Below are 13,251 nucleotides of genomic sequence, written 5' to 3' on the forward strand. Positions count from 1 at the left end.
CAGCGGCTATTTGACGGGCTTGAGGGGTTCTTCGCCGGCCACCCAGAGGTCGACCAGCTGGCCCGAGCGGATGGTGGCGCTGCTGCTGGCCTCGGGCCGCTGCTTCACCACGGTGCCCTCGGTCTGGCCCGCTTCGGGCGCCTGGTAGAACGTTTCGCCGATCTGCAGGCCCTGGCCGGCCAGCAGGGTGGTGGCCTCGTCGGCGGGCATGCCCACCACGTTGGGCACCGGGAATTCCTGGTTGCCCAGGCCGTCGCCCACGGTCAGGTCCACCTTGGTGCCCTTGGTAATCGGGTCGCCGGGCTTGATTTCCTTGCCATTGACTTCCTGCTTGAGCACCGCGTTCTGGCGCAGGTCGGGCACCAGCGTGAGCTTGCCCACCACCAGGTCGTAGCTGTTCAGAATCATCTGGGCGTTTTTCACCGAGCCGTCCGTCAGCTTGGGCATCTTGATGACGGGCGGGTTTTTCATGGCCACCGAGATGTAAATCTTGCGGCCCTCCTTTACCTTCTCGCCCGGCTTGGGTTCCTGCGTGAGCACCAGTCCGGGGCGCGAGGTGGCCGAGTAGCTGCTGTCGTCGACGAAGTAGGCCAGGTCGCGCTCATCGAGGTAGTTTTCCAGGTCGGCCAGCTGCATCCCGGTCACCTTCGGCACCACGATGGTTTCGCCGTGGTTGGTGGTGACGGGCAAATACACGAAGAAGAACAGAAACAGCAGCAGCAGCGACACCAGGCCAATCACCACGAGGTGTTTGACGAGGTCCAGCCAGGTATCGGATTTGAGGAAAGCCATTCGGCGGGGTATGATGGTAGGAGGGTAGGAGTTTAAGAGGGGAGACGGGCGTAATGGTAGGAGTTTAGGAGCTGTCAGAACGATAACTCCTAAATTCCTACCCTCTTACCCTCATACCCTAGTCTTGCCGTACTCCAGAATCTGGTCGATGAAGTCGTAGGGCGTGTAGCCGGCCAGGGCCGTCTGGTGGAAGATGCAGGTGGCGGGCGTCATGCCGGGCAACGAGTTGACCTCGATGATGATGACCTCTACCGCGCCCGTCTCGCGCACCCGCACAAAGGCGTCGATGCGGGCGTAGCCTTCGATGTTGAGCACCTCGGCCACGCGCTTGAGCTCGGCCTTCACCTCGTCGGAAATGCGCTGGCGCTCTTGGGCTTCCGGGGCGTAGCGGGCGGGCGTGATGTTCTGGCCTTCGCCGGCCAGGAACTTCTCCTCCAGGCTCAGCACCTCGCCGGTGGCCAGGGCTTCGGAAGCCTCGAATACCTCAATATCACGTCCCCCATCGGCGCGGCGGTGCGTGAGCAGGCCGCCGGTGACTTCCAGGAAGTGCCGGGCGCCGTCGCGCGAGATGAGCGTTTCGACCAGGAAAGCGTCCTTGCGCGGAAATTCCTCCTTGAAGCCCAGGCTCAGCGTGCGGGCCGCGTTTTCGAGCAGGTCTTCCTGGTCGCGGAACATCAGGCGGCAGAAGGCCTCCAGCTCCGCGCGGTTCTTGATTTTCTTCACCGCCGAGGAGCAGCCGTCGTCGGCCGGCTTGGCAATGAAGGGGTAGTGGAACTGGCTTTCGAGGCTGTTGTAGAAGGCCTCAGCATCAGCTTCCCACTCCAGGCGGGCGGCCATGCGGTGCTCGGCCACGCGCAGCCCGGCGTCGCGCAGGCGCTTGTTGGTTTCGAACTTGTTGATGGTGATGCTGCTCGACTCGGCGCCCGAGCCGTTGTAGGGCAAACCCACGCGCTCCAGCTGCTGCTGCAGGGCACCGTCCTCGCCGGGGCGGCCGTGCAGGGCAATGAACACCTCATCCACGCGCTGGGCCAGCTGCTCAAACGTCAGCTGCTCCGGCTTGGCTACCGACTGCGCGGCGTAGGTGCGGGTGATGGTGGTGGCCTGCTGGCGGATGCGCTCCAGAATCGGGTGCTGGCCGTGGCCCGCGCTCAGGTGCAGCACCTTGTCGCGGATGTCGTCGGCGTTGTCCTTGAGCATCACGTTGATGGGCAGCACGTACAGCTGATAGTCGGCCGAGGAGCCCGTCAGGAACACCGGCACCGGCTCGTATTTGGCCGAGGAGGACAGCTTTTCGAAAATATTCCGCCCGCTTTCCACCGAAATGTGGCGCTCCGAGGAGTACCCGCCCATGATGACGGCCACCTTGGTGCGGGGCTGCTGCTCGTGCTGGCGGCTGGCCACGGCCGCATCGAGGGTGCGCAGCTGCCGGCCCAGCTTCACCGGCTGCAAGCCGCCGCGCCGCCGGGCGGCCAGCGAGGTGCGGATGATGTAGGTGAGAAACTGCGAGGGGTTCAGCCCGATTTCGGCGGCCTGGTGGAAGAAGAACGAAGCCGGCAGCATGCCCGAGGTGGTGTTCGGGTCGTTCAGGAAAATCTCGCCGCTGTCGGTGATGAAGCCGTCGAGGCGGGCGTACACCTGGAAGCCGAAGGTGCGGAACAGCTGCTCGCACTGCTCCCGAATGCGCTGAATATCGGCCTCGGGCAGCTCGATGGGCGTGACCTTGCGGGCCATGCCGGGCAGGTACTTCGAGCGGTAGTCGAATACCTCGGTGCCCTTCACGATTTCCGTCGGGGGCAGGGCCAGCGGTGAGCCGTCCACGTCTTCCACCACGATGCAGGAAAACTCGCGGCCCTGCACGAAGGCTTCCAGCAGCACCTGCTGCTCGCCCTGGGTGTTGGTCAGCCGCACCGAATCCTGCAGGGTCAGCCGCTCGTCGAGGGCGCGCAGCAGGGCTTCGGGGTGGTAGATAAAATTGGTTGTCAGTTGCGGGTTGTCAGTTGTCAGGCCGTCCTCATTGCCAGTTACTGGCGACTGGGAACTGGCAACTGACAACTCATCCAGCACCACCGGCAGGCCGATGCCCTCGCGGATGTCGGTCAGGTGCTGGGCCCAGGCCAGGCGGTCCTGGGCGCCGAGGCGCTGCCAGTCTTCGCGGGTGACGGTGCGGCGGAACAGGCTGCGCTCCACGGCGGCCACGAACCTGGCCACGTCCGCGTCGCGCACGATGCTCACGCCGATGCTGGAACCCTGGCGCGGGGCTTTTACCACGATGGGCAGACCCAGCTCTTTCTGCACGTAGGCCAGCAGGGCTTCGGGCTGCGCCGCGTCGAATTCTTCGGCCGTGAGCACGCGGAAGGCCGGGGAGGGCAGATTCAGCGCATGCAGCAGGGTTTTCTGGGCAATCTTGTCGATGCCGAAAGCCGAGGGCAGGATGCCGGAGCCGGAGTAGGGGATGCCGTACCATTCCAGCAGGCCCTGGATGGCGCCGTCTTCACCCGCCGGCCCGTGCAGGGCCAGGAAGGCAAAGTCCATCAGGCCCGCCAGCTCGTCGGGGCGCAGGCGGCGGCCCACTTCGGCAATGATGCGGTCCTGCTCGTCCACGCTCAGCTCGCCGAGGCTTTCCAGGTACACCTGCAGCTTCAGCTCCGAGGGCGGCAGGGCCGACACGGGCGGGTAGAAGTCCCGAATGGTGCCCTTATACAGGTACTGCCAGTCGAGCAGGATGAAGTTGCCGTGGCTGTCCACAAAGACCGGCACGGCCTGGAACAGCGACTTGTCGAGGTTATCGTAAACCGTCCGGCCGCCGGCAAAGGAAATTTCCCGCTCACGCGACGGACCACCGAAGAAAATGCCAATTCTCATGCTGCTGCAAAGGTAGACGAATTTCGAGCGGTGTGCCGCACCCGGCCGCCGCTTCGGCGCCTAACAAGCAAGTAGGCCGAATCGTTACTTCGCCTTGCCGAACAGGTAGCCGAGCTGGGCCTGGAAGACCGAAAGGGTGGGCCCTTGGAACAAGCCGCCGCCCGGGACGATGGGTAGCACGTCGCCGTTGTAGCGGATGCTCAGGCGGTAGCCGGATGTCAGCTCGTAGCCCACGCCGGCCACGTAGCCGAGCAGCAGCCTGCGCAAACCGGCCCGGTCGCGCGTGATGACATCCGTAGTAGTCTTGCGGGCCACCAAGTAGCCCAGCTGCGGCCCCGCCTCGAAGGTGAAGCCGCGGGCGTTGATTTTGGCCAGCAATGGCAGTTCCAGGTAGCTGAAGCGGTTCTGGCCCAGGTTGCCCTGCCGCGTGTACTCGTACTGGTTGCCTTTGCGCGAGTACAGCAGCTCGGCCTGGATGTTCCAGAACTCATCGGCGCCGAACGAATACCGGCCCACGGCTCCGCAGTGGTAGCTCACGATGGGCTTGGTCCCGTCGTTGGTCAAGCCGCGCACTCGGGAATCGGAGTAATTCACCCCGGCTTTGGCGCCGAATCGGAACTGCTGGGCCGTAGCGCAGTGACCCCAGAAAAGGCCGGAAAATCCAGTAGAAATGCTGTTTTCATGCAATAGCAAAGGTAAATGAGCCTCAAGTTAGCCCGGGTACCCCCCCGTAAGGAATGCCCCGCCGAAATGCTTCCGCCAAACGAGCCCGTTCGGCCATAGCTTGCATACGGCCCGAAAAACCGCGAACTACGCGCCGCCGCTGCGTATAACGGCGGCACATCCGTTCCCCAACCCCTTTCCGTCAGCTTCCATGCAGACCATCGACCAGTACAACTTCGCCGGCAAGAAAGCCCTGGTGCGCGTCGACTTCAACGTGCCCCTCGACAAGGACTTCCGCATCACCGACGACACCCGCATCCGGGCCGCCACGCGCACGATTCAGAAAATCCTGGCCGACGGCGGCGCCGTTATTCTGATGTCGCACCTGGGCCGGCCCAAGGGCGGCCCGGAAGACAAATACTCCCTGCGCCACCTCGTGCAGCGCCTCAGCCAGGAATACGGCACCCCCGTGCGCTTCGCCAACGACGCCGTGGGCGAGGAGGCCGCCGCGCAGGCCGCCGCGCTGCAGCCGGGCGAGATTCTGCTGCTCGAAAACCTGCGCTTTCACCCCGAGGAAGAGAAGGGCGACGCCGCCTTTGCCCAGCGCCTGGCCGGCCTCGGCGACGTGTACGTGAACGACGCCTTCGGCACGGCCCACCGCCGTCACGCCTCCACGGCCGTGGTGGCCGAGTCGTTTCCGCAGGCCCGCGTGGGCGGCTACCTGCTGCTGAGCGAGGTGGAAAACGCCGAGCGCGTGCTCCACAATCCCGCCCGGCCCTTCACCGCCATCATGGGCGGGGCCAAGATTTCCGACAAGATTGAAATCATCGAGCAGCTGCTCGACAAGGTCGACAACCTGCTCATCGGCGGGGGCATGGCCTTCACCTTCGCCAAGGCCGAGGGCGGCGAAATCGGCTCCTCGCTGCTGGAAGCCGACAAGCTGGACCTGGCGCTGAGCCTGATTCAGAAAGCCAAGGAGAAGGGCGTGAACCTGGTGCTGCCCGTCGACAGCCTCATTGCCGATAAGTTCGCCAACGACGCCAACGTGGACGTGGCCGCCAACCACCACATTCCCACGGGCTGGCTGGGCCTCGACATCGGCCCCGAAACCCGCGAGCTGTTCGCCGAAATCATCCGCAACTCGCGCACCATCCTCTGGAACGGCCCGATGGGGGTATTCGAGATGAGCAACTTCTCGCTCGGCACCGAGTACGTGGCCCGCGCCATTGCCGAAGCCACGGCCGCCGGCGCCTACTCCCTCATCGGCGGCGGCGACTCCGCGGCGGCGGTCAACCAGCTCGGCTACGCCGACCGCGTGTCGTACATCAGCACCGGCGGCGGCGCCCTACTGGAGTACATGGAAGGCAAGGAACTGCCCGGCGTGGCCGCCCTGCGCTAAGGCCCAAACAACGACAAACGGCCCGCTGAACCTGGTTCGGCGGGCCGTTTGCATTTAAGTCAGGAAGCCTAGTGAGGCAGGGTTTCTTCCTCGTCGGGGCGGCTGTAGAGGTTGATCCAGACCAGCTGGCGGAAGAAGTTGAACGTGTCGCAGCAGTTCGGGTCGTCCTCGTGGGGCTTGCTGCGGGCGTGGCGCACGAACAGGTCGCGGGCGTCGCCGTCGGGCAGCACCTGCAGGCTGCGCACGTAGGCCGCATCGGCTTTGGGCAGCGCCGCCCGGCTGATGACGTCGTCGGGCGTAGTGGTTTCGTTGACGTCGCGGTGGCTGAGGCCGGCTTCCAGCATCTGGTCGGCAATGCGGGCCGCCAGGGTCCAGCGGTATTCGGGGGCGGTGCGGTCGGGGGCAGCAGCGGTAGTAGCCATAGGGGCTGGTACGCGCCGACGGCGCGGGTGTTGCGCCGCTACACCTCCACGAAGGGCGAGGGGCTGAAACAGAGGATGAACACGAGCACCATCAGCCAGCCCAGCACCCGGCGGCCGGGGGAGAGGGGCCGCTCGTCGGGCGCGGGCGGGTGGTAAATGCCCGTGAGCCGGCCCAGCAGCAGGCCGAAGAGCAGCCAGCCGGGGTTGCCGCTGATGCCCGGCACGGCCGTAGCCACCGCCAGCTGCGCCAGCCACACGCCCGCCGCCAGCAGCGCCACGCGCCGGAAGCCCGGCAGCACCCGCCACAGCGCCACGAGCAGGTACAGCGCGTACACGGGGCCGTAGTACAGCCAGGTCTGCCAGGAGGAATCGAGGGTGAACAAGCCCAGCCCGGCGTAGAACATAAAGGCCAGGAACAGCACCGTCGAGAGGCGGTTGAAGCGCCGGAAGCCCAGCAGACCGTAGAGAATGTGCCCGCCGTCGAGCTGGCCGATGGGCAGCAGGTTCAGGGCCGTGAAAAACAACGACAGCGAGCCGGCCAGCAGCACCGGGTAGTGCAGCAGCTCGTGCGGGTCGGGAAGCAGGGCCGGGTCGGCCAGCCAGCGGGCCAGCAGCTGGTAGAGCAGGGGCTGGCTGACGGTGAGGCCCGCCGGCTGGCCCTGGTACACGTGGCGGGCGTAATCGGCGCCGTAGGCCCGGTAGTCGGGGTGAATCTGAAATAGATACTCCAGCGGCGGCAGGTGCGTGAAGCCGTACATGAGCAGCGGCACGGCCACCACGAAGCCCGCCAGCGGCCCGGCAATACCCACGTCGAAAAACTCCCGCCGCGAAAAAATCTTTTCCCGAATGCGAATCACGGCCCCGAACGTGCCGATGCCGAACGGCATGGGGATAAAGTACGGCAACGACACCCGGATGCGGTTGCGCCGGGCCATGAAGTAGTGCCCAAACTCGTGCACGGCCAGCACGCCCAGAAACGGCCCGGCAAACCACAGCCCGCGCAGCAGTTCGGCGTTGCGCTCCGCCGCCGGCAGCTGAAACACATCCAGCGGCAGCAAATCAACTCCCCCGCGCGTGAGCATGACGCCGGCCAGGGTGGTAGTGGCCAGGGTGATGAAAAACAGGCTCAGGTGAAGCAGCGCCGTGCGCCAGCGCGGGGGCTCGGGCCGCTCGTAGCGGCGCCACTGCAGCAGCAGAGGCCGCAGCGCACGCGGCCGGGGCTTATCGTCCGGAAACAGGGTCGGGAAAGGCACGAAGGGCGGCGGGCAGGGCTTCGGTGAGGGTAGCGGGCGGCGGCAGAAACAGGGTGCGGATACCCAGCCGCTCGGCCGTGTGGATGTGCTGAATACTATCCTCGATGAAAAGGGTTTCCTCGGGCCGCCAGTTCATTTCGCGCAGCACGTGCTCGAAGATTTCCGGTCCGGGCTTGCGCATGCCCACTTCCTGCGAGTAGAACACCCGGTCGAGCACATCGGCAATGCCCTTGTCCAGAGCGTATTCCCGCCGCAGCATTTCATTAATGACGGCAATGTGGATGCTATTGGTGTTCGATAGCAGCGCCGTTTGATACCCCTGCCGGCGCAGCTCCTGGAGGTACTCCAGCCGTTGCAGCGGCACGTCGAGCAGCATGGCGTTCCAGGCCGCGTCCAGCTCCGCATCGGTGGCGTGGTGCAGGTCGTAGTGCGTGCGCAGCCCCTGCCGAAACCCCGCGGGCGTCAGCCGGCCGGTTTCCAGGTCGTCGAACAGCGCCGCCTGCGCCGCCTGGGTAAACTCGATGGTCGACCCCGCGCGACTCAGGGCGCGCATGGCTTCCAGGGTGCGGTTATAGTCAATATTGATGATGACGCCGCCAAAATCAAACAGCAGATTCGGCAACCGATGCGGAGCGCTCATAGCAGGGAGGTTTGGTAATACCGCCGCGAAATTGGTAGATTGCGCCGCCGAAACCAACCTGCAAGCCATTGCGGGGCGTTTCAGCCGGGCCTATAGCTCAATCGGTTAGAGCAGCTGACTCATAATCAGCAGGTCGCTGGTTCGATTCCAGCTGGGCCCACCAAACTGGACTTAACCCGTTTTGCGGTGTTAGGTCCAGTTTTTTGTTGGTGGTTAGTGGCTGTAAATGAAGCTCGCCGTCCACGAGTCCACAAATACCGTCGTTTTACTTTACTTCGTTTTCCTGAGGAATCACGCAGTCGGAGTCTGGAAATGGTAAAACATCCATGGACGAACCCAGCGCATGCTGTTCATGACGATTAAGGCTCTGGCCCGCCAGTTCCAGGCCGAAGGGGGCGTACTGCGGCTCCTATGCCTATAGGCCTTGCTGTTGCGCCACGATGATATCATCAAAGTACGCTACCGCTCGCTCGCGTGGCCGGCGCAGGCGGTCATGTAGCCCGTCTTGCGCATCTTGGAGGTTGGCGCGTTATACAGCTACGTGGGCCGAAAAAAACGCCTGGTGAGTCTGGACGACTCGCGTCAGGTGCGGACCAGGTGGTTGGCGGCCGCGACGTGGAACGGGCGCGACCTTATTTGTGCTGTGGTAGCACGCAGTTGATCTATTCTTCACCAACTACTTGGCCGCTTACCCATAGATGGTGCTAGTACATCGGCGCTACCACAGCAAAGCGGACTCCACCTCCGTCGAAGGCTGCAATAGCTTGTTACGCCACTACCTAGCCCGCTTCCGCCGCCGCGGCAAGTGCTACAGCAAATGCGCCACGATGCTCTTGGTCAGCGTCCTACTCTTCCGCGCTAGGTAAAACGAAACCCTAGCTCCATTGTAGTTGGCATCATAGGTGTATTCCTGTCAAAACAGAGGAGGCTCGGCACTGTAGCCCCAAACCCACAAGGTGCCGTCGGTTTTGATAGCTGCTGAGTACGTATTGCTTGCCGCCACGCTTTTCCAATCGGTAGCGGTGCCGACTTGCTTCGGATGCTGTTCCACGGAAGAGGTATAGCCCATCCCCAACTGGCCATCCTTGTTCTGGCCCCAGGCCCACAGTGTGCCATCAGCACGCACGGCAAGAGTATAAGCTGCCCCTGCCGCGACGCTTACCCAGCTGCTTCCGGGAATGGGTTGCAGGAAAACCGAACTGAAGTGTCCCTCAAGCCGCTCCGGTTCTATGCCAAGTTGCCCTTCCTGGTTGCGGCCCCAAACCCAGAGCGTGCTGTCGGCTCGGATGGTTACTGTGTGCGCCGTCCCGCCCGTGGCTTCCTTCCATTTTTTACCCGGGGTAGGCAGTGTGCTTACTATGGTTGCAGGGCCCACTGCCCCCCAGCCATCAAGGGTGCCATTCGTACGAAAAGCTAGGGTTTGACCACTGTTTGCTACGACCCGTTGCCAATTAGTGCCCGGCTTGATGCACACTGGACGGGTTTGGTGGTGTCCATTGTCGGGACGAAAACCATTGCTCAATGCGCCGTAACCACACGAGCCCCAGCCCCACAAGGTACCGTCTTGGCGCACGGCCACGCTATGAGCAGCACCGGTGGCCACGCTTTTCCATTTGCTTTGGCCCACGTTTACCGGCACTGGGGAGAATGGCAGCCGGAGGCCTATGCCCAGAAGCCCGTATTCGTTGTTTCCCCAGGTCCACAACGCGCCGTTTTGGCGCAGGGCCACTGTCCGGCATTCACCGGCCGACGCCTGCTGCCACACCGTGGCGCGGCCTACCTGCACCGGCAGCACCCGTGGCGTACAGGTGCCATCACCTAGTTGGCCCCACTCGTTGCGGCCCCAGCTCCACAGCGTACCGTCGGTGCGCCAGCCCACGGCGTGGTTGTAGCCGAGCGAAACGCCTTGCCAGTTGGTGGCGGTGCCCACTTGCACGGGGCTAAGCGTTTGGACGGGGCCCCGCGCCGGGTCTCCTAACTGCCCGTAGCGGTTCGAACCCCACGCCTCTACAGTCCCGTCGCGCCGCATGGCCACCATGTGGTCAGGGCCGGCGGCTACGTGCTGCCAAGTGGTGTCCGGGCTCATCCGTTGCAGGTTGCTGCCCGACCCGTGGTATTTGACAAGGTCGCCAGCGATGCCGCTGGCGTAGGAGCCGTAGTCAAACTTACGGCCCCAGGTCCACAGGCTGCCATCGTTGCGAATGGCAATGAAATGCTCGTTGCACCCATCCACCGTGCGCCAGGTAGCGGTACCGACCTGCACCAAGGGCTTGCTCGACGGGCTACCTTGGTCAAAAGTCCACAGGGTGCCATCACCGGCCAAGGCTGCCAGGGTTCCGCCAGCCGCTGCCAAGCTTTTCCAGGGACGGGAACTCAATTGGCGGGGCACAGTGTCGGCCTCGGTGGGTTGGCAAAAGCAGCCGCACCCCGATTGATGATAAGCCGGGCTCCAGGTCCACAAGGTGCTGTCGGCGTTGAGGGCCAGAATATAAGTTTTCGCGTGCGTTTTAACGCCGACGATGGTGCGCCATGTGCTGGTGCCCAACCGGACAAAGCTGTTGCCGGGTGCGGGAACGGAGTCGTTGGGACTAACCGCACTGGCATCGGGTACCCAGAGCGTACCGTCTGCCTTCAGGAACAGGCTACCCCGGAGCTCCTGTTTCCAAGGCGAGGGGGAGGGCGCGAGGCTGGGGCGAAGCAGCGTCGGGTCGCGCCGTTGCAGGGAGTCGGCGTAACCACGTTTGCCACCATCAGCATCGTAGCCGCCCCAAAACCACCAGCTGCCGTCGGCGCGGGTGGCTTGAGTACCGTACCGGTCGGTGCATACGCTCACCCAGTCGGAGGCCAAGCCGATCTGCACCGGGCTGGTTCGCTGGGTGGTGGTGCCATCGCCCAATTGACCGTGCTCGTTCGCCCCCCAAGCCCACAAAGTGCCATTTGGCCGAATGGCCAGGGTGTGGTGTTCCCCGGCCGCCAGCCGTTGGCCTACAGCCGAAGCAACACTGCCCATCACCAGCAGCAGGCACCAGCAAATGAACAGTACATTACCAAACCGGCGGCCAGCTTTAGCTACCCTGGCAAAGCCTGAGGCGGTAGCAACAAACATACAAAGGCGATTTAGGAGGACCAGAACAAACACCAAGTCAAGATAACCCAACTGCTGGGGACCCGGCCTGACCAGAGAGCATCAACCAGTGGGGGCAGACCGTGAAGAAACGGCCGGGCGATGCACGGGCTATACTGGTAGGGAAGCTTTCCAAGATAAGCTTAAAAAGTAGTGCCCCTCGTTGCCTCACACTTCTAATTACCACTAGCTAACCCCACGGCCTGCAATTCGTGAACCATTCGCCTTCGCCACCAAGGCCCACCAAGATGCCCTCGGCGGCACGGGGCGCCCAACACGCTCTAAAACTTCACCTGATAGAGGCCGCAGGCAGAGGAATACATACCTATTCCTAACCAGGGATTAACAGGTTCCCGGATTGCTGGTATCTTACGCTACTTTCCCTATCATTCCTTGAAATACCTTGGCTTCCCTCCCTTGCGGCTGCTTCTACTGCTCATTGGCTGGCTTTTGGCAACTGATGCGCTTGCTCAGCGTTCGAACTGGGAGTCACTTGTAGCCCTCGCCTCCGATAGCAGCCGGAGCGAAAGTGCCCCATCCGTGACGGCTACTGCCTGCGATTCTGCAGGCCTTGTGTACCTGACGGGTCATTTCCAGGGGCATCTCACCCTGGGGCAACTGCACCTGCAGAGTGCGGGATTAGCCGACATTTTTCTGGCGGCCTGGAGTCCCGCTAAGAACCGTTTCCTCTGGGCCAAGCGGGTTGGCGGGCCAGGACATGATTACCCCTCGGCCCTAGCCGTGCAGGGTTCTTCGCTAGTGATGGTCGGTAGTTTTGAAGGCCCTGCCCTGCAGCTCGGCTCCCTGCAGCTGGCGAATACGGACTCAGCGGGTGGCACGTACGACAGTTTCGTGACCAAGCTCACGACCACGGGTGAAGGCGCACGCTTTGCCTGGGTATTGCCCTGGACCGGCTTGGGCGATAATAACCTCGTTGCGCTGGCCGTGCAGGGAGCGGCGGTGTTCGTGGCCGGCAATGCTTACGCGGAAGTGCGCCTGGGTACACAGAAGGAATCCTATGCCCGTGCCTTCGTGGCGAAGCTGACGGATGAAGGCGCGCAGGCGGCGGTGCAGTGGATCCAGCCGGTTGGCGGCTCGGTTCAGGCACTAGCCGTGGCGGGTAGCGCGGTCTACATTGCCGGTCACCTTGATCATCCGGATCTTACCTTTGGCCAATCACTTACCCCCCATGAGCAGGCGGGCTACGATGGCAATCAAACCGGGGACAATAATTCGTTTGTTGCCAAGATTGAAGACCGGGGCGAGCAAAGTTTCCTGGCCTGGGCCCGCCGCATTGGGGGCCCGGGTGTGAATGTCACCCGGGTGCGGGCCCTGGCCGTGCAGCAGCAGCAGCTCTACGTGACCGGCGTCTTTTTCGGGCGAGCCACATTCGGTCCCTTCCGCCTGACCTCCAGTGCCTACGGCCACAGCGGCGACGTCTTTGTGGTTAAGCTAACCGACTATCTTGAGCCGGTGTTCCGGTGGGCGCAGCAGCTGGGCGGCGTTGATGAGGAAGAGGTAAACACCCTGCTGGTGCACGGAAAGGACGTGTATATGGCCGGCACGTTCCTGAGCGACTCGGTTACCATCGAAAGCCAGACTATTCGGCGCACCCAGGGCAGTGGGCGGAAGCACGAACTGTACATTGCCCGGCTGCAGGATGCGGATTCCACCAGCCAGTTTACGATGCTCACCGCCGGAGTGGCTGGTGGCCCCGCTACCCCCCAGGCTCTAGCCTGGCAGCCACACCGGCTGTACGTTGGGGGACAAACCAGTTTCCCCGTTTCGTTTGGGAAGCAGGCCTTACCCGAACCTAAACCCGGTTCGGGGGCCTTTTGGGCTACCCTACGATTGGAAAGTAAACCACCGAAAGCAACTCGAAAGGCCAGCCGGCGGAAACCCGCCAGCAGACAGTAGTAGGCGCTGCCCCCTATCGGGCTCACAACAACAGGGAAAACAACTTAGAGCCTCCTATGTTTGAGCGGATGCTTAAACTTAGACCACGACGCAACGGACGGGAGTAAGATGGATTAGAGGCCTGGGGCCAGCCGAGCCCGGCAAACATGAGCATCCCCCGTCCGTTCTACGGCCACCTT

Annotated in this window: 9 protein-coding genes and 1 tRNA gene; 3 read left to right on the plus strand and 7 right to left on the minus strand. The window is 63.2% G+C overall.

The annotated features are described in order from the left end of the window. Window positions 1–6 precede the first annotated feature (6 nt). The 3 genes from DLM85_RS15950 to DLM85_RS15960 all read right to left on the minus strand — a co-directional run bounded on the left by DLM85_RS15950 (window position 7) and on the right by DLM85_RS15960 (window position 4,347). A complete protein-coding gene (locus DLM85_RS15950; RefSeq protein WP_111479092.1) occupies window positions 7–792 on the minus strand; it encodes a PASTA domain-containing protein in 786 nt (261 codons plus the stop codon). A gap of 111 nt (window positions 793–903) precedes the next feature. Then, window positions 904–3,654: a D-alanine--D-alanine ligase family protein gene (locus tag DLM85_RS15955; RefSeq protein ID WP_111479093.1), complete on the minus strand. Its 2,751-nt coding sequence runs from the start codon at window positions 3,652–3,654 to the stop codon at window positions 904–906. An 84-nt stretch (window positions 3,655–3,738) separates the two neighbouring features. Beyond that, window positions 3,739–4,347 carry a porin family protein gene (locus tag DLM85_RS15960; protein WP_111479094.1) on the minus strand — a complete coding sequence of 203 codons (609 nt, stop codon included), beginning with the start codon at window positions 4,345–4,347 and terminating at the stop codon, window positions 3,739–3,741. Window positions 4,348–4,528: 181 nt separating this feature from the next. On the opposite strand from DLM85_RS15960, the gene DLM85_RS15965 reads away from it, so the two are divergent. Further along, window positions 4,529–5,716, plus strand: coding sequence for a phosphoglycerate kinase (locus tag DLM85_RS15965; RefSeq protein ID WP_111479095.1), 1,188 nt, complete (start codon window positions 4,529–4,531; stop codon window positions 5,714–5,716). Between the two features lie 68 nt (window positions 5,717–5,784). Here the strand turns inward: DLM85_RS15965 and DLM85_RS15970 are convergent, their stop codons facing one another. From DLM85_RS15970 to DLM85_RS15980, 3 genes are read right to left on the minus strand one after another with little or no spacing between them, the layout of a single operon-like run. Beyond that, complete coding sequence (locus DLM85_RS15970) at window positions 5,785–6,138, minus strand: hypothetical protein (protein WP_111479096.1); 354 nt, start codon at window positions 6,136–6,138, stop codon at window positions 5,785–5,787. Window positions 6,139–6,176: 38 nt separating this feature from the next. Continuing rightward, window positions 6,177–7,391, minus strand: coding sequence for a site-2 protease family protein (locus DLM85_RS15975; protein WP_243635981.1), 1,215 nt, complete (start codon window positions 7,389–7,391; stop codon window positions 6,177–6,179). Beyond that, a complete protein-coding gene (locus DLM85_RS15980) occupies window positions 7,360–8,031 on the minus strand; it encodes an HAD family hydrolase (protein ID WP_165822161.1) in 672 nt (223 codons plus the stop codon). The genes DLM85_RS15975 and DLM85_RS15980 overlap by 32 nt, the downstream gene beginning before the upstream one ends. 86 nt (window positions 8,032–8,117) lie before the next feature. Between DLM85_RS15980 and DLM85_RS15985 the strand changes: the two genes are divergently transcribed. Further along, window positions 8,118–8,194: transfer RNA gene (locus DLM85_RS15985), tRNA-Ile, on the plus strand. A gap of 750 nt (window positions 8,195–8,944) precedes the next feature. Here the strand turns inward: DLM85_RS15985 and DLM85_RS15990 are convergent. After that, a complete protein-coding gene (locus DLM85_RS15990; protein WP_111479098.1) occupies window positions 8,945–11,137 on the minus strand; it encodes an RCC1 domain-containing protein in 2,193 nt (730 codons plus the stop codon). Between the two features lie 411 nt (window positions 11,138–11,548). On the opposite strand from DLM85_RS15990, the gene DLM85_RS15995 reads away from it, so the two are divergent. Continuing rightward, a complete protein-coding gene (locus DLM85_RS15995; RefSeq protein ID WP_133257092.1) occupies window positions 11,549–13,072 on the plus strand; it encodes a hypothetical protein in 1,524 nt (507 codons plus the stop codon). Window positions 13,073–13,251 lie beyond the last annotated feature (179 nt).

It is taken from the genome of Hymenobacter edaphi (assembly GCF_003258365.1).
GTDB lineage: Bacteria > Bacteroidota > Bacteroidia > Cytophagales > Hymenobacteraceae > Solirubrum > Solirubrum edaphi.